Origin of the sequence: Plantibacter sp. MPB07 (assembly GCF_046619465.1) — a bacterium.
GTDB lineage: Bacteria > Actinomycetota > Actinomycetes > Actinomycetales > Microbacteriaceae > Plantibacter > Plantibacter auratus.
Genome location: NZ_CP177043.1, coordinates 2,304,766 through 2,328,595 on the forward strand (window position 1 = coordinate 2,304,766; position 23,830 = coordinate 2,328,595).

The window sequence follows — 23,830 nt, forward strand, 5'->3', positions numbered from 1 at the left end:
GCCCGAGGATCGGGCGACAGCCGGGCCGCCGTGTCCCCCGAAGAGAGGGAATCGTTTCCAGCCAATTGACACCCCCGTAACAGCGCCGACTCATTCGACGGCTTTGATGAGAACAGAGCCGGACCACGCACCGGAGCGAGACTCGTCGCCGAGCCGACCTCCGCCGGGTGGAGCTTTCGGGGGATGAACGACGAAGGAGTACTCGATGCGTCAAGGAGTCGGACACTCCTGGTCTCTGGCGACAACCGCGGACGCGGTGAAGCCGGCACCGGAGACCATGCGAGCCGCGGTGATCGACGCCGTCGGCAGCCCTGAGGTCCTCCGGATGGAGACCGTACCGACACCGCGTCCGGTCATGGCGGAGTTCCTCGTGAAGGTCGTCGCGGCCGGCGTGAACCCGGTCGACGCCAAGACCCGCGCGGGCCGGGGCGTCTCCTCTGCCATCACGGCGATGCCGGCCGTCCTCGGGTACGACTTCAGCGGCATCGTCGTCGAGTCGCCCTTCGCTGCCGCCGGCCTCCTGCCCGGTGACGAGGTCTACGGCATGACGAGCTTCCCGCGGACGGGCGGCAGTTACGCCGAGTACGTCGCGGTGTCCTCCCTGAGCCTGACGCGGAAGCCGACGACGCTGTCACACGTCGAGGCCGCCGGGGTCCCTCTCGCCGCGCTGACCGCGTGGGGCATGGTCGTCGACGTCGCGAAGGCGCACGAGGGACAGCGCATCCTCATCCACGCCGGGAGCGGCGGTGTCGGGCACTTCGCCGTGCAGTTCGCCACCTACTTCGGCGCGCGGGTGATCGCCACCGGCTCCGGTCGCAACGTCGGTTGGCTGCGCGAACTCGGCGCCCATCAGGCGGTCGACCACGAGTTGCACCGGTTCGAGGACGTCGTCGACCAGGTCGACGTCGTGATCGACCTCGTGGGCAACACCGTGGACGACACGGGGTCGCGTTCCCTGCGGGTCCTCCGCCCTGGCGGGCTCATCATCAACGCGCCGACCGGTTCCTGGCCGACGCTCGAGGAGGAGGCCCGGGCCGCAGGCGTCCGCGCGACGCGGTTCACCGTGGCCCCCGACGGCGCCACACTCGACACCATCAGTCGACTGCTGGAGTCCGGGGACGTCCGGGTGTTCGTCGACCAGGTGTTCGACCTCGACGCCGTCCGGCAGGCCCACGTGCTCCTCGAGGGCGGTCACTCACGCGGCAAGATCGTCCTCAAGGTCGCCGACGGCTGACGACCGAGGCCGTCGGGTGACCAGGCCGCTACGGCGCCGCCAGCCGACGCTCAGCGGACGAGGGTGAAGTCGTAGGGCAGTGTCCTGACCACCGTGCCACCCACGGCTTCCGTCACCGTGCCACCCGAGTACCGAGCAGGCAGGTAGTCCGACGGCCAGGTGATGCTCCAGTCGCCCTGAGGTCCGGCCGTGACGCTCCCGAGGTCCGTGCCCCAGGCCCCGCGGATCTGGATCAGGGCGCCGGGGTTCGCGCGGCCGGAGAACACCGGCCGGGTTCCGGCGATGGTGCCGCCGAGCGCGGGCGACACCACCTCGAGGCGTGGGACGACGACGGTGAAGTCGTAGACGACGGAGTGGGTCTGCTCCCCGTCCACGAACTGCCGGACTGTGCCGCCGACGTACCGTGCGGGCAGCAGGGTCTTGTTCCAGGTGATGGTCCATCGACCGTCGTCGGCGACGCGGTCGACGGCGCCCAGGAGGTCTCCCGACGCACCGCGGATCTCGATCGCCGCACCCGGCTGCGCGGTGCCCGTGAACACGGGGTTGGTCTCCAAGACGATCGCCCCGACCGACGGGGAGGTCACGACGAGGGGCGCCACCCGCCAGTCAACTCGGAAGTCGTACGGGACGCTCGTGAACGGCTTGCCGTCGAGGTACTGCCGGACCGAACCGCCCGAGTAGGTCCCGGGCGTCAGCGCCTTGTTCCAGGTGAGCGTCCAGGTGGCGTCCGTCTCCACGCGGGTCTCACCCAGGAGCGAACCCCAAGCTCCGTAGACCTGGATCAGTGCGCCGGGCTGACCGGTCCCGGAGAACACCGGGGCGCCGGGCTCGAGGACCCCACCGGTCGCCGGCGAGAGCAGGACGACCGGGGCGTCGGGAACCGGCGCACCGGCCTCGATCGTCGCGGTCCACACCTGGTCGATCCCTGTGGCGCGCACGGCGCCGTCGAACACGCCGACGGCGGCATCGGCGTTCGCGGTCAGCGCCAGGGTGAACGATCGGTTCGCGGCCGTGATCGTGCCCCGGTAGCTGTTGCTCGCGGGGTACCAGGTGAATCCGGCCGGCGCATCGCCGGTGGGCTTGAGCCCGGCCGGGACGACGATCTCCGCGGATCCGGACACCGATTCGGTGAAGGCGACGGGGACCTCGACGGCGTCCCCCTGTCGTACGGTGACGTTCGGGATGGTGACACCAGGCGCGATGGGTGCCGCGAGGACGTTCGCCGTGAAGTCCGCGAGCTTCACCCGGTTCGTGGACCAGCTGACGCTCCCGCCGGTGGCCAGGCCGAGCCGCGCGTCGGCTTCGGCAGTGAGGGTGAAGGTGACGGCGGTGGTGCCGATCGGCAGGGTGCCGCCGGCACCGGTGCCGTCGAGCGCGAATGCCGGGTTCGCCACGGCGGTGATCCTGGTACCGAGCGGCGGCACGATGTCGATCCGTTGACCGCCCGCATCGGTGTTGAAGGTCGCCTGGACCTGGACCGATTCGCCCTGCCGGAGCGACGGGGTCGGCACGGAGGCCGACGGCGACAGGTCCGGAACCAGCTGGCTCATCACCAGCTTGCTGACGTCTGCGTCGTTGTTCGGCCCGAATCCGAGTTGCATGTCCTTCGTGCCGACCCCGAGGACGTTCAGGCGCCGCCCGGACGGATCGGTGAGGAACCCGTCGGCGGCCAGCGTGTACTGCGTGCTCGCCGAGGAGCAGCTCGCCACGCGCACGAGATCGGTCCTCGTGCCGCCCCGGTCCGTGGTGAGGCACTGGCCGTTGATCTCGATCCTTCCGCTGGTGCCGACGGCGGGGAAGGTCGCGGTCGCCGCAGCGGCCAGGGCCGCGCCATACGACAACCCGTAGGGCCCGCCGGTGCCGATCGACTGCGGGTGGGTGAGCCACTGCGAGGACCCCCGCGGCGCCCAGCCGTGGAATCCGGTGGACCACGCCGGATCGGTCACGAACTTGCCGCGCAACCGCGGCTGCGTGGCCGTCACCGACGTCTCCGCGTCCGATCCGGCCTGACCGACGGGCGCGGCCGATGCCGGACCGGACACCAGTGCTGTGGCGGCGACGGCCGTCAGGACGACCATCGAGAGGGCTGTGTGGGGCTTCATGGAGGGGCGTCCTTTCGTGATCGGGCCTGTCGGCCCGCGCCGCCTCGGCCTCCACCAGGAGGGAGACGTGCTTGGGAGGATCGAGGGCGCAGCTCACCGAGCGCCGCTCATGTCGTCCACAAACATATCAGTCGAACAGCTTGCTGGTCCGCACTCCTACCGAGGCCTGCCAGGGCTAGCCGATCGGGCCCCGTTCCGACATCCGCTCCATCACGAAGTCGTCGTGCCGCTCGGGCCCGACCAGGAACGTCTTCGTCCCCACCACCTCGAAGCCGCTCTTGCCGTAGAACCGGATCGCCCTGGCGTTCTGCTGGTTCACCCCGAGCCACACCGACGTGACGCCTCGGGAACGGGCGTCGTCGAGCGTCGCCTCCATGAGCGTGCGCGCTGCGCCGGCACCGTGGCTCGCGGGGAGCACGTACAGCTTGCTGAGTTCCGCTGTCGGGCGGTGCGTGACTGCGGCGAGCACGTCGGGGTCGATCGGATCACCGAAGACGAGCATCGTGTAGCCGATGGCCGTGCCGTCATCGTCGTCGACGAGGAGCCGGAGCGCGCGTCCGGGATCTGCCAGGTAGCCGGTGAATCGGTCGAGGGTGAAGTGCTCGGCGATGAACGCGTCGATGTGCTCCTGCGCAGTGCCGGGCGGGCAGGCGAGGGCGAAGGTCGCTGCGGCGAGCGTGGCGAGGGTGGCGGCGTCGTCGGCCTGAGCAGTGCGGGTGGAGACCATCCCTGCATCGTACGACGCCACCCCTCCGGACGACGAAGGCCCGGTCGCGTGACGCGACCGGGCCTTCGTACTGGTGAGACTAGATGGAGTTGACGTCCAGCGGGATGCCGGGGCCGAACGTGGTCGACACGGCGCCCTTCTGGATGTAACGGCCCTTCGAGGAGGACGGCTTGAGGCGGAGGATCTCCTCGAGCGCGGTGTTGATGTTCTCCTCGAGCTGCGATGCGTCGAACGAGGCCTTGCCGACGACGAAGTGCACGTTGGAGTGCTTGTCGACGCGGAACTCGATCTTGCCGCCCTTGATGTCGGACACGGCCTTGGCCACGTCCGGCGTCACGGTGCCGGTCTTGGGGTTCGGCATGAGGCCACGGGGACCGAGGACCTTACCGAGACGACCGACCTTACCCATGAGCTCCGGGGTGGAGACCGCGGAATCGAACGAGGTGTAGCCCTCGGCGACCTTCGCGATGAGCTCGTCGCCGCCGACCTCGTCAGCACCGGCCGCGATCGCGGCCTCTGCTGCCGGGCCCGTCGCGAAGACGATGACGCGGGCGGTCTTGCCCGTGCCGTGCGGGAGGATGACCGTGCCGCGGACCATCTGGTCCGCCTTGCGCGGGTCGACACCGAGCTTGAGGGCGACCTCGACGGTGCTGTTGAACTTGGCGGAACCGGTCTCCTTGGCGAGGGCGACGGCCTCGTTCGGGGTGTAGAACTTGTCAGCCTCGATCTTCTCGGCTGCGGCCCGGTAGGCCTTCGACTTCTGTGCCATGTGTGTTCTCCTATGAGAAATGTGGTCATCTGCGCCTGGCCGGCGCTGCCACGAGTGAAAAAGAAAGGTGCGAGGGTGTGGCCTGGACGGCTCACCCCGTGCGGGTCGGAAGGACTAGCCCTCGACCGTGATGCCCATGGAGCGGGCGGTGCCGGCGATGATCTTCGCGGCTGCGTCGATGTCGTTCGAGTTCAGGTCGGGAGCCTTCTGCTCGGCGATCTGACGGACCTGCTCCTTGGTGAGCTTCGCGACCTTGACGGTGTGCGGGGTACCGGAGCCCTTGGCGACGCCGGCGGCCTTCTTGATGAGCTCCGCTGCGGGCGGGGTCTTCAGGATGAAGGTGAACGAACGGTCCTCGTAGACGGTGATCTCGACGGGGATGACGTTGCCGCGCTGCGACTCGGTGGCCGCGTTGTACGCCTTGCAGAACTCCATGATGTTGACGCCGTGCTGACCAAGGGCGGGGCCGATGGGGGGAGCAGGGTTTGCGGCGCCGGCCTGGATCTGCAGCTTGATGAGACCCGTGACCTTCTTCTTCGGTGCCATGTTTCTTCCTTCTTCTGGGGTTCGAACGCCATCGGATGATGTGCGCTCTCCCGCGCGCCCGTCGGGCGGCGGTGGACTGTGGAGCCGTGTGGCTTAGAGCTTGGTGACCTGGTCGAAGCTGAGCTCGACCGGCGTCTCGCGCTCGAAGAGGGAGACGAGCACCGTGAGCTTGCCGCTCTCGGGCTTGATCTCGCTGATGGAGCCGGGGAGGCCCGCGAACGAGCCTTCCTTGATCGTGATGGTCTCGCCGATCTCGAAGTCGACCTCGGCGGGGATGACACGCTGCTGCGTGGCGCTGCCCTTGGTGCCGGAGCCCTTGACGGGCGCGGTCTCCTTGACCTCGACGAGCGACTTCAACATGTTGAAGGACTCTTCGAAGCGGAGCGGCGTGGGGTTGTGCGCGTTGCCGACGAAGCCGGTGACGCCAGGCGTGTGGCGGACGACCGACCAGCTGTCCTCGTTGAGGTCCATGCGGACGAGCACGTAGCCGGGGATGCGGACGCGGGTGACCATCTTGCGCTGGCCGTTCTTGATCTCGACCACGTCTTCCATGGGGACCTCGACCTGGTAGATGTAGTCCGCGACCTCGAGCGTCGACTTGCGCTGCTCGATGTTGGCCTTCACCTTGCGCTCGAAACCGGCGTAGGAGTGGATGACGTACCACTTGCCGGGCAGGAAGCGGAGTTCCTTGCGGAACGCGTCGTAAGGGTCTTCCTCGGACTCCTCGGCGGGCTCGGCGTCGGCGTCGGTGGGGTCTGCCTCTTCTTCGGCGATGGCCTCTGCTGCGGCTTCGACCTCGGCTGCCTCGTCGAGTTCGAGGGCGTCGTCGACGACGGCGTCGGCCTCGGGGTCGACGGCCTCGGCCATCGCGTCGAGCACGGCGTCGAGGTCGACCTCGGTGTCGCCGGTCTCCTCGACGTGGACGGCGTTGTGCTCAGCGGGGTCGACGGAGTGCTCGTCGGCCGAGAGCACGTTGCCCTCCTGGGCCTCGTCGTCCTCCGAGGACTGCTCGGCAGCGGTTGCCCAGTCGACGTCGTTCGAGTTTCGCTCAGACACTGATTTCCATTCCGTTTCTGTTGTGCGGATCGTGGGTGATCCCCGACCGCGGCGCCAGATCCTGGCGCGTGACGACTGCGTCGCCGTCTGTGATTGTGGAACCCGGGTGCCGGACCGGAGCACCGGAACCTGAGCGGAACTAGCTCGCGGTACCGAACACCAGCGTGACGACCCAGGCGAAGACGAAGTCGATGCCGTAGACGAGCGCCATCATGATGCAGACGAAGACGAGCACCACAGCCGTGTAGCTGAGGAGTTCCTTCCGCGTCGGCGTGACGACCTTCTTGAGTTCCGCGAAGACCTGCTTCAGGAACAGGACGATGCCCGAGAAGAAGCCGCGCCGTTCGGCACGGTCCGCCTTCGCCTTGACGACGACGTCCTCGCCGGGCGTGTCGGTACTCTTCGGGGCCACTCGTTACACCTTTCGTGTGCCGGTGCATACGCACCGACTCGCAGGGCGGACAGGACTTGAACCTGCAACCTGCGGTTTTGGAGACCGCTGCTCTACCAATTGAGCCACCGCCCTTCAGTGCTCACGCACCGGAGGGGTCGAAGCTACCCTGACCTCCTGAGCGTTGCCTCACCACACGGTGAAAACAGGCGCAGAAAATCATGGCAGATTTCAACTACCTCCATCCAGTGTACGGCACGGTCGCCCGGCTGTAAAACCGGCGTCGGCCTGCGCGCGGCCGCACGCCTCACAGGCGCCCGAGCGCTGCGTGCTCGGCAGCCTCCTCGGCCGACAGCACCCGCGAATGGATCCCGACGCCGTCGAGATCTCCGGCGAACCAAGCGGAGGAGGGCGCACCGGGCCAGGTGGACGCGATCGTGTCGTGGCCGATGCGCCAATAGCCACGGTAGCCCTGCAGCACCGTGTTCGAATTCGTTCCGACCAGGGCGCCGTCGAGGTAGAGGCGCATGCCGTCCGTGGTCGACATGGTCGCCATGACGTGGTGCCACCGTCCGTCCGTGACCGCGTCCGGCGTCACGATCGTCTGCGGCGAACCGCTCCACGTCCCGAAGACGAGGCGGCCGTCCCGGTCGATGTACAGGTGGCGGTCATGGGCGCTGGACGGGACGGTCTGCGCGTTCCCGAAGCCGATCAGCTTGCCCTGCGACTCCGTGGTCCGGAACCAGGTCTCCAGCGTGAAGGTGGTCTGCTGCGGAAGCTGCGGCATGGTGACCACCTGACCGGCCTGGCCGTCGAGTCGGACGAACGGACTGTCGCCGCAACTACCGCCGACGCGCTCCGCCGTGCCGCCCAGCTGTGCGATGCCACTGCCGGTTCCGCTGTTCACGACCTCGGCCCCGTCGGCCTCACTGAAGTCCAGTCGGAACTCGGGCGAGCCCAACGGCTGCCCGAGGCACGAGAAGGGCCCCGCGCCGAGTCGGTTGTCGGAAGCGCCGGCGACGCTCTGCCAGTTCGCGCCAGCGGTCGGCAGCACCGACACGACGGCCAGGACCCCAGCCAGGGCGGCACCACCGATCGGGGCGGCCCGACGCACCCGACCGATCGGCGCGGTGGCTTCGCGGTCCTCGACGAGGTACCGCCGCGTGGCCGCGATCGCCCCGAGGATCGCCGCCGCGAACGCCGCGGAGAGTGCCAGGGGACCCCAGGCACCCTCGTTCGCCCAGACGACGGGGAGACCGATGTACGGGACTCGGAGGACGCCGACGCCACGAACGGCGTCGTCCTGGACGAGCTGTCGATCCGATTGCCGGTTCGCGTCACCCTTCAGGCGGAGTCCCTCCGCCTCCCGCTCGACGACGCGGTGCAGGAGCAGCGCGTCGTCCTCGCCCGGTCCGTCGACGAGGACCACCTGTCCTGCCGCGGCGTCGGAGCCGTCGATCGGCATCGAGACGACGACGTCGCCGGTCATGATGCGCGGCTCCATGGAACCTGACGCCACGGTGGTCGGAATCCACCCGACGAGCTTCGGCACAGCGGCCCACGCCAGGAGGCACAGCGCGAGCAACGCGAGGACGCGCGCACCGAGGGCGACGACCACGATGCCGGACGACACGACGCGCCGGCGGGCGGATGACGGTTCCATGAGAGCTCCCGGAGGGACGAGGTGGACGGGGACAGGCGGGCCGCGGTGCTCCCGTCAGCGGGACGAGAGCACCGGGATCGCCTAGGAGGTGCGACCCTCCCAGACGAGGTCGACCGCCGCCGTGCCGCCCTGGACGGTGTTCGGCGCATCCGGGGACAGCGTGTACGTGACCTTGAAGACGCGCTCCTCGCCGCCGCCGACGGAGGCCCACGAGCCGAGTCCGGACGCGTGGTCGACCGCAGTGTTCGCGAGGCCGGCGAGGGTGCCGCCGTAGACGGACGCGCCCGTGGTCGCGGGGACGAAGTCCTCGCAGGACCCGTAGCCGCCGCCGGCGCCCTGGACGATGTCGAGCTGCAGGTGCTGGTCGAGGTCCTGCGTCTGCGCCGCGTTGTCCGCGTAGAGACGGATGTCGGACGACAGCGAACCGTCCGAGGTGACGGCGATGCAGTTCACGCCGGTCGAGCCGGGCTGCAGGTCGTCCGCGGCGAACATGGCGGCGCCGGAGTCGTCATCGCTCAGCGCGATCGCCCCGGCGCTCCAGGCGTTGCCGGAGTTGTCGGTCGACGAGGTGAAGGCGGCGTAGGAGGCGGTCGAGACGATGACGCCGCTCGCCAGGACGGCGACGGGCAGCGCGGCCCAGCGGACGAGGCGGCGGGATCGAGGGGACAGGGCGGTGGTCATGGTGATTCTCCAGGGTCGGGGCCGAAATCGGCACGTGTTGTACAACTAATATTCCATATGCTGTTCTGAAATACAACATGTGCTGGCGATGTCGGTAGGGTGGACGCACGAATGCACGACGACTCGACCCAGGGGACCGATGAGCAGCGCAGACGAACACGCAGTGACCGCGGAGACGGACCGCAAGGACGATCGCCGGATCCCGGCCCGCTTCGCGGACGACAGCCCGCTCCCGGGCGCCGGCCCGATCCAGGCGTTCCTCCGCTTCTGGAAGCGGTATCCGATCTTCACCGGGCGGGCCAGCCGGAGCGAGTTCTGGTGGTGGGTGGTCGTCCACGCGGTCATCGTCACCGCGCTCCTGGTGATCGGACGCGGTGTCGACGTCGCGACCGGGGTGACGGCCGGTTTCTGGGAGGGTCAGGTCACCGAAGGACCCGCATGGGGTGTCCAGAGCGTCCTGTCCGGGATCTGGGGCCTCGCGACGATCATCCCGGGGCTGTCACTGAACGCCCGTCGCATGCACGACACGGACCACAGCGGCTGGTGGCAGCTCATCAACCTGGTCCCGATCTTCGGCTGGTTCTTCTTCATCTGGCTCGCGGCGCAGCCGAGCGACCGGGGCGGTGCCCGCTACGACACGGGGCCGCACCGCGAGGGCGCCCAGATCAAGCCTGGTGACGCTCCGCAGTGACCCGCCGGTCCGGGAGGACCGTGTCGGCGATCGCGGCGAGGACGAGCACCAGCGTGCAGAGACACCCGAGGACGAGTTCCCCGAGCTGCGGCACGAGGAACGCGGCGACCGCGCAGCCAGCGAGCATCGCGAGGCCGATGACCGGCGCGAGTGGAACGGCGCGGTCGACGACGAACCGGAACAGCGACAGCCCGAGCAGGTAGAGGGCCGGTCCGCCGAGGATCACGACGCCCCCGGCGAGTTCCACGGCGTCGGCCGGCCGGTCGAGGATCTCCTTGTCCCCCACCGAGACGAGCACGATCCCGGCGACGATCACGACGTGGGCGTAGCTGTATCCGTCGCGCGCGATGCGTCCGAGACGTCCCGGCCCCCGTCGACCGGGACGACCCTCGTCACCGTCGGCGCGGTCGGCCTCCTCCTCGGCGGCCTCGACCGCTCGGCGTCCCGCCGTCTCCGTGCGGTGGAAGTACAACCACCACAGCGCGACCGCGGAGACGAAGGCGCTCAGCATCCCGACGACGGCGGCGACCGACGTCTCGAGCTCGACGAACGCGAACCCGGTGACGAGCAGCGACTCGCCGATCGCGATGATGATGAAGAGCGACGCCCGCTCCGAGAGGTGCGCACCGGAGAGCTCCCAGCTCTCGACCTCTGAGGTCCGCACACCCGGCAGCCGGAATCCGAGGGCCCCGCCGCCGTACTCGATGGCGACGGCGCAGATCCAGAACGCCAGTTGCCAGTCGGCCGGCACCAGCGCGCCGGCGATCCAGAAGACCGCGGCGAACGCGGTCCAGACGAGGACGCGTGCGAAGCTCAGGGCCACGTCGCGGTCGTGCCGCCAGGTCGCCACGACCATGAACAGCGTCCGGATGAGCTGGAGCACGACGTAGGCGACGGCGAACGCCAGCGCGCGGTCGGTGAACGACGCCGACACCGACACCGCCGCGACGAACGCCAACAGGCCGAAGCCGATGAGCGCGAGTCGCACCGCGAGCCGTTCCGGGTCGAGCCAGTTCGTCACCCAGCTCGTGGACACCCAGGACCACCAGAGCGCCAGGATGAGGACGATCGACTCGAGCGCGGCGGTGACGCTCTGGTCGTCGGCGATGAGCTTGCTCAGCTGGGTGAGCGCGAAGACGAAGACGAGGTCGAAGAACAACTCGACGAAGGTGACGCGCTCGGCGCGTTCACCGGACTCCGGACGACGGAGGTCGGAGACGAGGCCGAATCTGGGGGCGGGCATCTTCGTATCCTGGCAGGGTTCCCGGTGCCGACGCCTCCCCCTCGGATTCGTCGACACCGGGTCGTGCTCGTCGCGAGCTGCGGGGACAGAGCCCGACGACCACACCGTGAGCCTAGCAAGAAGTATTCCAGATGCACAAGGTCCAGAAGCATCACCGGAATATCGACGGCCGCAGCCGGGTTGCGTCCGGAGGCCGCGTCCTCCGCGAGCCGCATCCCCCACGAAAGGCATCACCCGTATGGATCTCTTCGCGCCCATCCGACTCGGCGACCTCGAACTCGCCAACCGCGTCGTCATGGCCCCGCTCACCCGCATGCGGTCCGGAGCCGACGGCGTCCCCGGCGAACTCGTCGCAGAGCACTACAGCCAGCGCGCAGGGCTCGGGCTCATCATCACGGAGGGCACCTACCCGAGCGCCGAGTCGCGCTCCTACCCGGGCCAGCCCGGCATCGTCACCCCCGAGCAGGTCGAGGGTTGGCGTGGCGTCGCGAAGGCCGTGCACGGAGCGGGCGGGCTCATCGTCATGCAGCTCATGAACGGCGGCCGCGTCTCGCACACCGACATCACGGGCACCGACCGCATCGTCGCGCCGAGCGCGATCGCCATCGCCGGCGAGGTCCGGACGCCGGCGGGCGCCCAGCCGTACCCCGTCCCGCACGCGCTGAGCACCGAGGAGCTCGACACGGTCCGCGAGGAGTTCGTCCAGGCCGCCCGCAACGCGATCGAGGCAGGCCTCGACGGCGTCGAACTCCACGCCGCGAACGGCTACCTGCTGCACCAGTTCCTCTCCCCCGTCTCCAACGTGCGCGACGACCGCGCCGGAGGCAGCCCGGAGGCCCGCGCGTCGTACGTCGCCGAGGTCGTCAGCGCCGTCGCCGAGGCGGTCGGTGCAGCGCGCGTCGGCATCCGCATCTCCCCGATGAACGGCGCCGGTGACACTGCGGAGACCGACGAGGCCGACGTCCGCGCGACCTACGAGGCACTGCTCGACGCCCTGGCACCGCGCGGCCTCGCCTACGTCAGCATCCTCCACGAGGACCCGGCCGGCGCGCTCGTCCAGGACCTGCGCGGTCACTTCGGCGGCAAGCTCATCGTCAACAGCGGCTTCGGCACCGTCACGACGCGCGACGAGGCGATCGCCCTCGTCGAGCACGCGCACGCCGACGCCGTCGCCGTCGGGCGTCTCGCCATCGCGAACCCCGACCTCGTCGAGCGTTGGGCGGGCGAGCACGAGGAGAACACCCCCAACCCGGCCACCTTCTACGGCCCGGGCGCCGAGGGCTACACGGACTACCCGCGCCTCGCGAGCTGATCACGCTGAGGTGAGGCACCTCGTCGCTCGACACCTCGTCGGGCGACGAGGTGCCTCACCTCAGTCCGCCCGCGGCGCGTGCGACTCGAGGAACTCGTACACCTCGACGGAGTCGACCCCCGGGAAGGATCCGGTCGGCAGCGCAGCCAGCAGACTCGTCGGCGTCCGCGCCGCCGGCCAGGCCTTCCCCTCCCACCGTTCGGCGAGCGCCGGCGACGCCCGACGACAGCATCGCTCGTCGGGGCAGTTCGAGGTCGACCGATGCGGCGTCTCGCGTCCGCGGAACCACTTCACGTGCGCGAACGGGACGCCGACGCTGACCGAGTACTCGCCCTCCTTGGCCTTCTCGATCCGCGAGGTGCACCAGAAGGTGCCGGTGTCCATGTCGGTGTACTGATACCAGGGGCTGAAGCGGTCCTCGACGTCGAAGACGGTCCTGGCCGTCCAGTTGCGGCAGACGAGCGAGCCCTCCACCGCTCCGAGGACGTCGGACGGGAACGTGACCCCGTCGTTCTCGTACGCCTTGATGATCGTCCCCGACTCGTGCACCTTCATGAAGTGCACCGGGAGCCCGAGGTGCCTCGTCGCGAGGTTGGTGAAGCGGTGCGCGGCGGTCTCGTACGACACCGCGAACGCGTCGCGCAGGTCCTCCATCGAGATGCGCCGGAGCTGTTTCGCCTCACCGAGGACGCGCACGGCGTCGCGCTCGGGCAGCAGGATGGCCGCCGTCAGGTAGTTGGTCTCGACGCGCTGCCGCAGAAAGTCTGCGTAGTTTCCCGGCTCCTCGTGTCCGCACAGGTGACTGGCGAACGCCTGGAGGATGGGGGAACGCGAATCACGGGACATCGAGGGTTCGGTCGGCAGGTAGATCCGACCGTTGCGCCGGTCGGTGACCGAACGAGTCGAGTGCGGCAGGTCGCCGACGTAGTGGAGCGAGAACCCGAGGTGCTGTGCCATCTCCGCGACCGTCTGGTGCGAGACCGGCCCTCCGGTGTGGCCGACGGCGTCGAGCAGTCCTTTCGCGACGGCCTCGAGCTCGGGGAAGTGGTTGTCGGCCGCGCGCATGTCCGCCCGGAGGACCGCGTTGGCCCGGCGCGCCTCCTCGGGTGTCGCCGCTCGCTCCCGATGCAGGCGGGCGACCTCGTCGTGCAGCGCCAGCACGGTGCGCAGCGTCTCGTCCGCCGTCCCTTTCGAGACGCGGATGGGCGCGATCCCGAGGGCGGAGAAGACAGGCCCCCGCTGGGCACGCTCGACGGCGATCTCGAGCGCGGCCCGGTCGCTCGGCGGTTCGTCACGGAGGAGGTCGTCGACGGTGGTGCCGAGGGCCGCGGCGATGACGCGGAGCATCGACAGGCTCGGCTCCCGATGCCCGTTCTCGATCGCCGACGCCTGCGACGGTGCGCGGTCGATCGCCTGCGCGAGCTCGTCGAGGGTGAGGCCCGCACGGGATCGGGCATCGCGGATCCGGCGACCGAGGACGAGGGCGTCCGCGTGTGGAGCAGGTCCGTCACCAGAGGTGGCGGAGACGGGTGGAGCAGCGGCGGTGCTGGTCATGGTGATCATGCTCACACGCGCCGGTTGTTCCGGCAAACAGAAGGTCGGCCGTTCTTCTGTCCACGGATGACGTCCGTCGGGGTTGCGGCGAGCGCAGGATCGTTCCGACAGCACGACCCGCCCCACCGCCCTCGACACCACAGGAGTCATCGTGAGCAATGAAGCCACCCGACCGACCGACCACCGCACGCCCCTCCGCGCCGGCGACCAGACGCAGACGGCCGAGGAACTGCAGCGCGAGTGGGACACCGACCCGCGCTGGGACGGGGTCCGCCGTGACTACACCGCTGAGGACGTCGTCCGCCTGCGCGGCGGTGTCCGGGAGGAGCCGACGCTCGCACGCCGAGGGGCGGAGCGCCTGTGGAACCTCCTCCACACCGAGGAGTGGGTGCCTGCCCTCGGCGCGCTGACCGGCAACCAGGCCGTGCAGCAGGTCCGGGCTGGCCTGCAGGCGATCTACCTCTCCGGCTGGCAGGTCGCCGCCGACGCGAACCTCTCCGGGCAGACCTACCCCGATCAGAGCCTCTACCCGGCGAACTCGGTTCCGGCGGTCGTCCGGCGGATCAACAACGCGCTGCTCCGGGCCGAGCAGATCGACTTCGCCGAGCGAGCCGTCGGGGAGACGCCGGGACCCGAGGCGATCGACTGGCTCGCGCCGATCGTCGCCGACGCCGAAGCCGGCTTCGGTGGACCGCTCAACGCCTACGAACTCATGGCCGGCATGATCCAGGCCGGCGCCGCGGGCGTCCACTGGGAGGACCAGCTCGCGGCTGAGAAGAAGTGCGGCCACATGGGCGGCAAGGTGCTGGTGCCGACGAGCCAGCACATCCGGACGCTCAATGCGGCCCGGCTGGCGGCGGACGTCGCCGGCGTCCCGACCATCGTCATCGCCCGCACCGATGCGCTGGCCGCCACGCTCCTCACGAGCGACATCGACGAGCGCGATCTGCCGTTCCTGAACGGGAACCGGACCCCGGAGGGCTTCTACGAGGTGGAGAACGGCATCGGTCCGGTGCTCGCGCGCGGCCTCGCCTACGCGGAGTACGCCGACCTGCTCTGGGTCGAGTCCGCGGAACCCGACCTCGACCTCGCCCGTCGGTTCGCCGAGGCCGTCCACGAGCGGTTCCCGGGCAAGCTGCTCGCCTACAACTGCTCGCCGTCGTTCAACTGGAAGTCGCACCTCGACGATGCGCAGATCGCGTCCTTCCAGCGCGAGCTCGCCGCTATGGGATACGCCTTCCAGTTCATCACCCTCGCCGGCTTCCACGCGCTGAACCACTCGATGTTCTCCCTGGCGAGCGACTACAAAGAGCGGGCGATGAGCGCCTACGTCGACCTCCAGGAAGCCGAGTTCGCCGCAGAGGCCAGCGGCTACACCGCCACCAAGCACCAGCGGGAAGTCGGTACCGGCTACTTCGACCTGGTCGCGACCGCCCTCAACCCCGGCAGCGCCACCCTCGCCCTCGCCGGCTCGACCGAGGAACAGCAGTTCCACTGATCCACACCAGCCCCGCCCTTCGACAAGCTCAGGGACCGCTCGAAGGCCCCATCCGACGCACGACCTCCGAAACGGAGTCACCCCATGAACACCCTGCTCGCTTCCCCGTCCACACCCACCACCGGGCCGGTGCCCACGCAACGCACCGGCCCCGCCATCGAGGTCATCGGTCGTCTCGGTGACCGGCACGAGGAGATCCTCACCCCCGACGCCCTCGCCTTCCTCGCCGAACTGCACCAGCGGTTCGCGGGTGCGCGGCACGACCGCCTCGCCGAGCGCATGCGCCGACGCTTCGAGATCGGGAACGGCCGCGACCCGCGGTTCCGCGACGACACCGCGGCGATCCGGGAGGACCGCTCCTGGCGGGTCGCCGGCGCCGGGCCGGGTCTCGAGGACCGCCGGGTCGAGATCACGGGCCCCACCGATCCGAAGATGACGATCAACGCCCTCAACTCCGGCGCGAACATCTGGCTCGCCGATCAGGAGGACGCGACGAGCCCGACGTGGGCCAACGTCATCGGTGGTCAGCTCTCGCTGCGCGACGCCGTCCGCGGCGAGCTCACATTCACCAACGAGGCGGGGAAGGTGTACCGCGTCACCGCGACGGAGACGCCGACGATCGTCATGCGCCCGCGCGGCTGGCACCTCGTGGAGAAGCACCTGCGGTTCATCGACCGCTCCGGGGCGGCGATGGCGGCCTCCGGGAGCCTCGTCGACTACGGCCTCTACGTCTTCCACAACGCCCGCCCGCTCATCGACGCCGGCCGCGGGCCCTACTTCTACCTCCCGAAGTTGGAGTCGAGCGAGGAGGCGCAGCTCTGGGATGACGCCTTCACATTCACCGAGGAACGCCTGGGTCTCGACCACGGCACGATCCGCGCCACCGTGCTCATCGAGACGCTCCCAGCGGCGTTCGAGATGGACGAGATCCTGTACGCGCTCCGCGACCACTGCGCCGGTCTCAACGCCGGTCGGTGGGACTACATCTTCTCGATCATCAAGAACTACCGGGGGCGCGGTGCCCGGTTCGTCCTGCCCGACCGCAGCGAGGTGACGATGACGGTTCCGTTCATGCGCGCCTACACCGAGCTCCTCGTGCAGACGTGCCACCGCCGCGGTGCGCACGCGATCGGCGGGATGTCGGCGTTCATCCCGAACCGGCGCGATCCGGAGGCGACGGCGCGCGCCATCGAGAAGGTCTCAGCCGACAAGCGCCGCGAGGCGGGCGACGGCTTCGATGGGACCTGGGTGGCGCACCCGGACCTCATCGAGACAGCCAGGGCCGAGTTCGACGCGGTCCTCGGCGACCGTCCGAACCAGCTCGACCGACTGCGGGAGGACGTGTCGGTGACACCGGCGCAGCTCCTCGACGTGCGCATCGGTCGGGCGGTCACGGACGCCGGTCTCCGTGACAACGTGTCGATCGCCGTCCGCTACCTCGACTCCTGGCTGCGCGGCGTCGGCGCCGCGGCCATCGACGGACTCATGGAGGACGCGGCCACGGCGGAGATCAGTCGATCGCAGGTCTGGCAGTGGATCCACCAGGACGTCGCGACCGACGACGGCCGTCCGATCACCCGTGAGCGGGTCGAGGACCTCCTCGACGAGCTCCTCTCCTCGCTCCCCCGCACCGCGGACGACCGCTTCGACGACGCCGCCGAGCTGTTCCGCGAGGTCGCGCTCAAGGACGAGTTCCCGACCTTCCTCACCGTCCCGGCGTACACGCGGTACCTCGTCGACCCCGCATGAGGACCGAGGTGAGGCACGTCGTCGTTCCCCGGTGGACCGGGCGACGACGTGCCTCACCTCGCTGCACGCGAGGTCGGACACACACTGTCCTCTCGATGCCGGGTTCGGTACGCTCGGACTCGTGCCTGAATCGACTCCCACGCCCCGCCTGTCCACGAAGATCTCAGCGATCGCCGAGTCCGCCACGCTGAAGGTGGACGCGAAGGCGAAGGCGCTGCAGGCGCAAGGCCGACCCGTGATCTCCTACGCGGCGGGCGAGCCGGACTTCCCGACGCCCGAGCACATCGTCGAAGCGGCGCTCGTCGCCGCCCGCGACCCGAAGGCGCACCGGTACACCCCAGCGGCCGGCCTGCCGGACCTCCGCGCCGCAATCGCGGAGAAGACGCTCCGCGACTCCGGTCTCGAGGTCGACCCGAGCCGCGTCATCGTCACCAACGGCGGCAAGCAGTCGGTGTACGAGGCGTTCCAAGTCCTGCTCAACCCGGGCGACGAGGTCATCGTGCCGACGCCGTTCTGGACCACCTACCCCGAGGCCATCGCGCTCGCCGACGGTGTCGCGGTCGACGTCTTCGCCGACGCCTCGCAGAACTACCAGGTCACCGTCGAGCAGCTCGAGGCGGCGCGCACCCCGCGTACCAAGGTCCTCCTGTTCGTCTCCCCCTCGAACCCGACCGGGTCCGTCTACTCCCCCGAGCAGACGAAGGCGATCGGCGAGTGGGCGCTCGAGCACGGCATCTGGGTCATCACCGACGAGATCTATCAGAACCTCACCTACGACGGCGTCCGCGCGACGTCGATCGTCGAAGCGGTGCCCGAGCTCGCCGAGCAGACGCTCCTCGTCAACGGCGTGGCCAAGACGTACGCGATGACGGGCTGGCGGGTGGGGTGGACCGTCGGCCCGGCGGACGCGATCAAGGCGCTCGGCAACCTCCAGTCGCACCTCTCCGGCAACGTGAACAACATCGCGCAGCGCGCGGCGATCGCGGCCCTCACCGGTCCGCAGGACGCCGCGGAGGCGATGCGTGAGGCGTTCGACCGCCGCCGCAAGCTCATCGTCGGCGAGCTCAACAAGATCGACGGCTTCGAGACGCCGACCCCGCAGGGCGCCTTCTACGTCTACCCCGACGTCACGGCACTGCTCGGCCGGACGTTCGGCGGCGTGACGCCCACGACGTCCCTCGAACTCGCCGACCTCATGCTCGACCAGGCCGAGGTCGCGGCCGTGCCCGGCGAGGCGTTCGGGCCGTCCGGCTACCTGCGCTTCAGCTACGCGCTCGGCGACGACCAGCTCCTCGAGGGCGTCCAGCGCCTCCAGCGCCTGTTCGCATCCTGACCCGAGGTCCGCTCGCTCGTCCCCGGGCGAGCGGACCTCGCATCAGCGTCAGATCGTGACGCCGACCACGACGGGCTCGGGCTGCAGGAGGACGCCGAATTCGGCGTGGACGCGCGCCTGCACGAATCGCGCGAGCTCGGCGATCTCGGTGGCGGTCGCCCCGCCACGGTTCGTCAGGGCGAGCGTGTGCTTCGTGGAGACCGCGGCGTGCGATCCGGGGAGTGCGAACCCGCGACGGACGCCGGCCCGCTCGATCAGCCAGGCGGCCGAGAGCTTCGCGAGGCGCTCGGTCGGGGCCGGACGGGGCGGGTTGACGACCTCGCCGAGCGGGAAGACGTACTCGGTGTCGTCGTCGGCCGGCGGGTCGACGGGCCACCAGGGAGCGTCGCCGGGGAGCGAGCGGGCGACGTGCTCCGACACGATCGGGTTCGTGAAGAACGACCCGGCGCTGGCGGTGTCGGGGTCGTCGGGATCGAGCACCATACCCTTCGACGTCCGCAGCGCGAGCACCGTCGTGCGCACCTGGGCCAGGCGGACCTGCTCGCCGACCTCCACGCCGAGTGCGAAGGCGAGCTGTTGGTAGGCGATGGGTGCGGCCAGTCCGTCGACACCGACGTCGTCGAGGTCGATGATGATCGCCACGACCACGCCGGAGCGCTCGGGCTCTCCGCCACCGTGGCGCTTCAAGACCGACGTCCGGTACCCGAGACCGAGCTCCGCGGCGGGAACGCGCTCGACGGCCTGCGACTCCTCGTCGAGCAGGTCGACGGCGACGAGCGACGACACGATCTCCTGCCCGTAGGCGCCGATGTTCTGGACGGGGGCCGCCCCGCAGGATCCCGGGATGCCGGAGAGCGCCTCGATGCCCGCGAAGCCGTGCTCCACGGTGAAGGCGACGAGCGCGTCCCAGTCCTCACCGGCCTGCACCCGCAGGCGGACACGGCCGGACGGCGCGTCGAGGCGTTCGATGCCGCGGTTGGCCGCCCGGATGACGGTCGCGTCGACGGGCTCGTCGCCGATCAGCAGGTTCGACCCGCCGCCGAGCAACAGCCACGGCTGGTCGGTGTTCCAGACGTCGAGCACGGCCTCGATCAGCGCTGCCTCGCTCGTGCACTCCGCGAAGGCTGCGGCGGGCCCGCCCACCCCGAGGGTGGTGAGCTCGCTCAGACGGATGGCGTCGTTCATGGTCCTCCGGGTCAGGCGAAGCTGACGACGAGCTGCGCCTTGCCGAGCACCGTCTGCTCGGCGTAGGTGACGGTGAGGTCGACGCGCGCGGTGCGGGCTTCCTCGTCGATCTTGCCGACCTTGGCGACGATCTGGAGGTCGGCGCCGGTCGCGGGGTCGACGACGACCGGTCGGGTGAACCGCACCTGGTACTCGAGCACCCGACCGGGGTCGCCGATCCAGTCGACCACCGGCTGGGCGGCGATCCCCATCGTCAGCATGCCGTGGGCGAGCACGCCCGGCAGCCCGACGGAGGCCGCGACATCGTCGCGGTAGTGGATGGGGTTGAAGTCTCCGGAGGCGCCGGCGTACCGCACGAGGGCGTCGCGCGTCAGGTGGACGGTCCGCTCCGCGACGACGTCGCCGACAGCCGGCATGGTCGGGGTCTGCTGCACGTCGCTCATCCTTCGTCTCCTCGCACCACGAGCGTCGAGGTCGCGGTGACCACGGGCTCGCCGGCGGCATCGGTCATGACCGAGTCGCACGTCACCATCGAGTGGCCACCCAGGGACTTCACCGCGGTGACGGTCAGCTGCGCGGTGAGCTCGTCGCCGGCGACGATCGGTCGGTGGTGCACGAAACGCTGGTCGCCGTGGACCACCCGGCTGAAGTCGATACCCGCGTCGGGTGCGGCGAGCAGTTGCTGGAGCGTGTGCTCCTGGACGACGACGGCGAAGGTGGGCGGCGCCACGACGTCGGCGTATCCTGCGGCGCGGGCCGCCTCCGGGTCGAGGTTGATCGGGTTCGTCGCGAAGACGGCCCGCGAGAACTCGCGGATCTTCTCGCGTCCGACCAGGTACGGGGCGACGGGCGGGAAGACCCGACCGGCGAGCTCTGGGTTCACTGACACGCCCTCCAGCCTACCCGCTGCCCTGGCTCGCCGACCGGGCACGGACGGACCGACAGCGGGCTGTCAGGAGCGCTTGATCGCCTGGAACACCATCCGGATCGCGATGGCCACGAGGAAGGCAGCGAAGAGCAGGTTGCCGACGAACGGGGGCACCACCGAGGCGACGATGGCGCCGAGTGCGGTCGTCGTGCAGGCGGCGACACCGATGATCGCTGCGGCCGTCAGGTCGACGTTGCCTCGCCGGACGTTGCCGATGGTGCCGGAGATCGCGGTCGGCACCATCATGAGCAGCGAGGTGCCCTTGGCGATGAGGTCGCTCGCGCCGAACAGCAGGATGAGCATCGGCACCACGACGACCCCGCCGCCGATGCCGAGCAGTCCCGACAGGACGCCGGTCAGGAAGCCGAGCACGATGAGGCCGATGATCGATCCGACGTGCAGATCGATCTCGGCTGTGCGGGACGGGACGATCAGGAACAGCGAGACCACCACGACGAGCAGGAAGCCGATGAAGCCCCACTGGAGCGCCTTCTTGGGGAGCTTGGAGAGGAGGTAGCTGCCGAGTTGTGCCCCGCCGATCGCACCGATCGCCAGGAGGATCGCCGCCACCCAGTCGACGGTCCCGTTCACCGCGTAGGAGAGGACGCCGACGAGCGAGGTCGGGACGATCGCCGCGAGTGAGGTCCCCGCGGCGAGCCGCTGGCCGAAGCCGAGCAGGAAGACGACGGCGGGGACGATGAGGATGCCGCCGCCGACGCCGAACAAGCCGGAGAGGAATCCGGCGGTCAGTCCGATGCCGATCAGCCAGGCGATGCCCGACGGGGAGCGGACCGGACGGCCGGTCGAGTCGCTCCCGCTCACTGCGCGCTGGAGCCGGACAGCGCCGTCTCGAGCGAGGGCGTCGTGCGAGCGGTACCGGCGTCCAGGAGTGACCAACCGGTGTCGGTCGCCTCGATGACCGACACGGAGCAGTTCTCCAGCGGAGGGACCGTCGTACCCGAGAGGTGGCTGAGCGTGAGACGGATGAGCGTGCCGTGGCTGACCACGAGCACGTTCTGGCCGGGGAAGTCACGGGCGATGGCGTCGATGCCGCGGACGCCGCGTTCGATCACCGACTCCTCGGACTCGAGGTTCGGGTACTGGTGGTCGGGCCAGTTCTCGAGGACCATCTGCGCCGTCGCGCCCTCGGCGTCGCCGTAGTGCCGCTCGATGACGTCGGGATAGGACGGGCCGAGCTCCAGTCCGAGCGCGTCGGCGATGATCTGCGCGGTCTCGCGTGCGCGCCCCAGTGGGGAGCTGACGACGACGTCCCAGGTGCCGGTGAGCCGAGGGGCGACCGTGGCCGCCTGCTCCCGCCCGGTGTCGTTCAGGGGGATGTCCGTCGTGCCCTGCAGCCGTCGTTCGAAGTTCCAGGCGGTCTGTCCGTGACGGATGAGGGCGATGGTCATGTCTCAAGCCTAACCGGCGTCGGACCGAGGTCTTCCGGCCTTCACCGCGACACGGGGCTCACTGCTCGTCGACGGCGTCCTTCGCCCATCGGATCCGGATGGGTCCACGGACCGTCGTGCGGTCGACCGCCTCGTCGCCCTGCGTGATCCGCACCCGGCCCTCGTCGACCAAGCGCCAGGCGACCCGGCGGGTGTCGTCCATCAGCGCTCGCCAGTCGTCGCCGCCGACGGCTCGTGCCACGTCCGACGGACAGATGGACGAGGTGGCGGCCCGGTTCCCCAGCAGGTCGAGCATCGTCGACTCCAGGAGGCCGTCGTCTACGGCTCCCGCAGGCTGCGGGTCCGGTTCGGCTTCGTCGGTCATGGTCCCAGTATGCGCGCGCCGCTAAGCGAGATCGGCGTGCCGGGACAGATCCGCATGCTGCGCGACGAACGCCCGGGCAAGGCGCTTCGTGACGCCGAGTTCGGCGACGAGATGCTCGAGGTCCGGTGCCCAACGCGCGATGGCCCGGAACTCGTCGAGGTCGATGAGGTTGGATGCGGCGAACCGGTCGGCCTGCACCTCGTGTTTCGGTCGGTCGTCCTCGTGGCCGAGCACGCAGTGCGCGATGCCGTGGGCGAGGGCGTTCCGGCGGTGGACGGACCGGAGCGACTCCTGGATGACGATCGTGTGCGCGGACGGCAGCCAGCGCTCATGGGACACCCGCAGGGGCCGGAAGATCACCGCGAGACCGAGCTCCTCCGCGTGCGCATACGGGTCGTAGGCGCGCCCACGCTCACGGGGCTTCCGGCTCGGGTTGCTCCAGTTCTCCATCGGTGATTGCCGCCCCACGTTCCCCCTCCAACTGCTCCGTCGTCCACGACGCAGCCTCGCGCTGGCGTCGCTTGCGATCCAGCTCGTCATTCGTAGCAGCGGTGTCCGACACCGGAGCCATACGCTCGTCGGCGCTCGCCTGCAGTTCGGCCTCGATCCGACTCATCCCCCCGACGGCTTGCAGGGCGTCGGCAAGGAGTCGCACCGGATCGGAGCCGGTCACCGCGCAGAGCGTCACGAAGGTCGGGCCACTGATCTCGCTGCGACCGGCGAGGACGCGTTGCAGCGTCGTCGGACTCATCCCCGTCGCCTCAGCCAGGGCGCGCTGATTCATGCGTCGCCGCTTGTAGGCGGCGACGAGCTCGTCCGCCAACGCCTGATTGACCATCGCCTCTGCTGCGTTCACGTTCCGATCGTAGCCAGAAACCCTGTCGCGAACGGCAGAAAACCTGCCTCAGTCGCTCTATAGTGTCACCTCCGACCTGAATGATGCCAGATGAGACAACTTCTGAAAACCATCCGGGTCATCCACCACCACCCACGATGCCTGAGGAGGCACCATGACCGAACACCGGACATCACCGGAACCACCGACACCACCGCCCGTCCCGTTTCCAGCACAGCGGATCATCCGCACCGTGATCCAGACGACCGCGGCCGTGATCCTGAGCTCGGTGGCCTGCATCACGACCGCGAGCATCATCGCGCCACAGCTCCTGGAGGCGATCCGGGAGCTCCTCCCGGACGACGTCTACGCCTGGGCGGCTGCGGCCGTGGCCGCCACGGCGGCGATCGCCGCAGCACTGGCCCGGATCATGGCGATCCCCGGCGTGAACGGCTTCCTGACGAGGCTGAGCGCAGGATCCACACCCCGCCACGCTCGAATCGATTCAGACGCCTAATCTGCCACTGGAGAAAGAATTTCAGGACGAATCGGCAAGATGA

Annotated in this window: 25 protein-coding genes and 1 tRNA gene; 7 read left to right on the forward strand and 19 right to left on the reverse strand. The window is 69.6% G+C overall.

The window, feature by feature from the left end; all coding sequences use genetic code 11:
• Positions 1-277: 277 nt before the first annotated feature.
• Complete coding sequence (locus tag ACLIME_RS10535) at positions 278-1,234, forward strand: NADP-dependent oxidoreductase (RefSeq protein ID WP_124770005.1); 957 nt, start codon at positions 278-280, stop codon at positions 1,232-1,234.
• Between the two features lie 50 nt (positions 1,235-1,284).
• Here the strand turns inward: ACLIME_RS10535 and ACLIME_RS10540 are convergent, their stop codons facing one another.
• The 9 genes from ACLIME_RS10540 to ACLIME_RS10580 form a co-directional block, all read right to left on the reverse strand.
• Entirely contained in the window at positions 1,285-3,336 is a 2,052-nt protein-coding gene (locus ACLIME_RS10540) for a hypothetical protein (RefSeq protein ID WP_411556877.1), read from the reverse strand.
• A gap of 175 nt (positions 3,337-3,511) precedes the next feature.
• On the reverse strand, positions 3,512-4,063 hold the full coding sequence (locus ACLIME_RS10545) for a GNAT family N-acetyltransferase (RefSeq protein ID WP_411556878.1): 552 nt from the start codon (positions 4,061-4,063) through the stop codon (positions 3,512-3,514).
• A gap of 79 nt (positions 4,064-4,142) precedes the next feature.
• Positions 4,143-4,832 (reverse strand): 50S ribosomal protein L1, encoded by a 690-nt coding sequence (rplA, locus tag ACLIME_RS10550; protein ID WP_079706704.1) that lies wholly within the window; start codon positions 4,830-4,832, stop codon positions 4,143-4,145.
• Between the two features lie 114 nt (positions 4,833-4,946).
• Positions 4,947-5,378 carry a 50S ribosomal protein L11 gene (gene rplK / locus ACLIME_RS10555; protein ID WP_056014074.1) on the reverse strand — a complete coding sequence of 144 codons (432 nt, stop codon included), beginning with the start codon at positions 5,376-5,378 and terminating at the stop codon, positions 4,947-4,949.
• A 93-nt stretch (positions 5,379-5,471) separates the two neighbouring features.
• Entirely contained in the window at positions 5,472-6,434 is a 963-nt protein-coding gene (nusG, locus tag ACLIME_RS10560) for a transcription termination/antitermination protein NusG (RefSeq protein WP_079706703.1), read from the reverse strand.
• 139 nt (positions 6,435-6,573) lie between these two features.
• Positions 6,574-6,846 (reverse strand): preprotein translocase subunit SecE, encoded by a 273-nt coding sequence (gene secE, locus ACLIME_RS10565; RefSeq protein WP_079706702.1) that lies wholly within the window; start codon positions 6,844-6,846, stop codon positions 6,574-6,576.
• Between the two features lie 41 nt (positions 6,847-6,887).
• Positions 6,888-6,960 (reverse strand) — tRNA-Trp (locus ACLIME_RS10570).
• Between the two features lie 172 nt (positions 6,961-7,132).
• A complete protein-coding gene (locus tag ACLIME_RS10575) occupies positions 7,133-8,488 on the reverse strand; it encodes a signal peptidase I (RefSeq protein WP_411556879.1) in 1,356 nt (451 codons plus the stop codon).
• 81 nt (positions 8,489-8,569) lie between these two features.
• A complete protein-coding gene (locus ACLIME_RS10580) occupies positions 8,570-9,169 on the reverse strand; it encodes a hypothetical protein (RefSeq protein WP_192019059.1) in 600 nt (199 codons plus the stop codon).
• 139 nt (positions 9,170-9,308) lie between these two features.
• On the opposite strand from ACLIME_RS10580, the gene ACLIME_RS10585 reads away from it, so the two are divergent.
• Entirely contained in the window at positions 9,309-9,860 is a 552-nt protein-coding gene (locus tag ACLIME_RS10585; RefSeq protein ID WP_411556880.1) for a DUF805 domain-containing protein, read from the forward strand.
• On the opposite strand, the gene ACLIME_RS10590 is transcribed toward ACLIME_RS10585, so the two are convergent.
• Positions 9,835-11,103 carry a low temperature requirement protein A gene (locus tag ACLIME_RS10590; protein ID WP_411556881.1) on the reverse strand — a complete coding sequence of 423 codons (1,269 nt, stop codon included), beginning with the start codon at positions 11,101-11,103 and terminating at the stop codon, positions 9,835-9,837. The genes ACLIME_RS10585 and ACLIME_RS10590 overlap by 26 nt on opposite strands.
• Before the next feature lie 238 nt (positions 11,104-11,341).
• Here ACLIME_RS10590 and ACLIME_RS10595 point away from each other — a divergent pair, with 238 nt between their 5' ends.
• On the forward strand, positions 11,342-12,415 hold the full coding sequence (locus ACLIME_RS10595) for an alkene reductase (RefSeq protein WP_411556882.1): 1,074 nt from the start codon (positions 11,342-11,344) through the stop codon (positions 12,413-12,415).
• Positions 12,416-12,475: 60 nt separating this feature from the next.
• On the opposite strand, the gene ACLIME_RS10600 is transcribed toward ACLIME_RS10595, so the two are convergent.
• The gene (locus tag ACLIME_RS10600) at positions 12,476-13,969 is read right to left on the reverse strand and encodes a helix-turn-helix domain-containing protein (RefSeq protein WP_411556883.1); all 1,494 of its coding nucleotides are present in this window, start codon (positions 13,967-13,969) and stop codon (positions 12,476-12,478) included.
• A 151-nt stretch (positions 13,970-14,120) separates the two neighbouring features.
• Here ACLIME_RS10600 and aceA point away from each other — a divergent pair, with 151 nt between their 5' ends.
• From aceA to ACLIME_RS10615, 3 genes are all read left to right on the forward strand, one after another.
• On the forward strand, positions 14,121-15,467 hold the full coding sequence (aceA, locus tag ACLIME_RS10605) for an isocitrate lyase (protein WP_411556884.1): 1,347 nt from the start codon (positions 14,121-14,123) through the stop codon (positions 15,465-15,467).
• 84 nt (positions 15,468-15,551) lie between these two features.
• A complete protein-coding gene (aceB, locus tag ACLIME_RS10610) occupies positions 15,552-17,216 on the forward strand; it encodes a malate synthase A (protein WP_411556885.1) in 1,665 nt (554 codons plus the stop codon).
• A 121-nt stretch (positions 17,217-17,337) separates the two neighbouring features.
• On the forward strand, positions 17,338-18,549 hold the full coding sequence (locus ACLIME_RS10615; RefSeq protein ID WP_138945169.1) for a pyridoxal phosphate-dependent aminotransferase: 1,212 nt from the start codon (positions 17,338-17,340) through the stop codon (positions 18,547-18,549).
• 48 nt (positions 18,550-18,597) lie between these two features.
• On the opposite strand, the gene ACLIME_RS10620 is transcribed toward ACLIME_RS10615, so the two are convergent.
• The 8 genes from ACLIME_RS10620 to ACLIME_RS10655 form a co-directional block, all read right to left on the reverse strand.
• On the reverse strand, positions 18,598-19,734 hold the full coding sequence (locus tag ACLIME_RS10620) for a UDP-N-acetylmuramate dehydrogenase (RefSeq protein ID WP_411556886.1): 1,137 nt from the start codon (positions 19,732-19,734) through the stop codon (positions 18,598-18,600).
• Positions 19,735-19,745: 11 nt separating this feature from the next.
• Positions 19,746-20,177, reverse strand: a complete 432-nt coding sequence (locus tag ACLIME_RS10625) for a MaoC family dehydratase (RefSeq protein WP_411556887.1) — start codon at positions 20,175-20,177, stop codon at positions 19,746-19,748.
• Positions 20,174-20,623: a MaoC family dehydratase N-terminal domain-containing protein gene (locus ACLIME_RS10630; RefSeq protein ID WP_079706694.1), complete on the reverse strand. Its 450-nt coding sequence runs from the start codon at positions 20,621-20,623 to the stop codon at positions 20,174-20,176. Before ACLIME_RS10630 ends, ACLIME_RS10625 begins: the two co-directional genes overlap by 4 nt.
• Before the next feature lie 63 nt (positions 20,624-20,686).
• Positions 20,687-21,484 carry a sulfite exporter TauE/SafE family protein gene (locus ACLIME_RS10635; protein WP_079706693.1) on the reverse strand — a complete coding sequence of 266 codons (798 nt, stop codon included), beginning with the start codon at positions 21,482-21,484 and terminating at the stop codon, positions 20,687-20,689.
• Positions 21,481-22,071: a histidine phosphatase family protein gene (locus ACLIME_RS10640; protein WP_124767362.1), complete on the reverse strand. Its 591-nt coding sequence runs from the start codon at positions 22,069-22,071 to the stop codon at positions 21,481-21,483. The genes ACLIME_RS10635 and ACLIME_RS10640 overlap by 4 nt, the downstream gene beginning before the upstream one ends.
• A gap of 58 nt (positions 22,072-22,129) precedes the next feature.
• Positions 22,130-22,435 (reverse strand): DUF3253 domain-containing protein, encoded by a 306-nt coding sequence (locus ACLIME_RS10645; RefSeq protein WP_411556888.1) that lies wholly within the window; start codon positions 22,433-22,435, stop codon positions 22,130-22,132.
• A 21-nt stretch (positions 22,436-22,456) separates the two neighbouring features.
• Complete coding sequence (locus ACLIME_RS10650; RefSeq protein WP_159879943.1) at positions 22,457-22,903, reverse strand: ImmA/IrrE family metallo-endopeptidase; 447 nt, start codon at positions 22,901-22,903, stop codon at positions 22,457-22,459.
• A complete protein-coding gene (locus ACLIME_RS10655; protein ID WP_137243913.1) occupies positions 22,848-23,291 on the reverse strand; it encodes a helix-turn-helix domain-containing protein in 444 nt (147 codons plus the stop codon). Before ACLIME_RS10655 ends, ACLIME_RS10650 begins: the two co-directional genes overlap by 56 nt.
• Before the next feature lie 154 nt (positions 23,292-23,445).
• Between ACLIME_RS10655 and ACLIME_RS10660 the strand changes: the two genes are divergently transcribed.
• The gene (locus tag ACLIME_RS10660) at positions 23,446-23,787 is read left to right on the forward strand and encodes a hypothetical protein (protein WP_411556889.1); all 342 of its coding nucleotides are present in this window, start codon (positions 23,446-23,448) and stop codon (positions 23,785-23,787) included.
• Positions 23,788-23,830 lie beyond the last annotated feature (43 nt).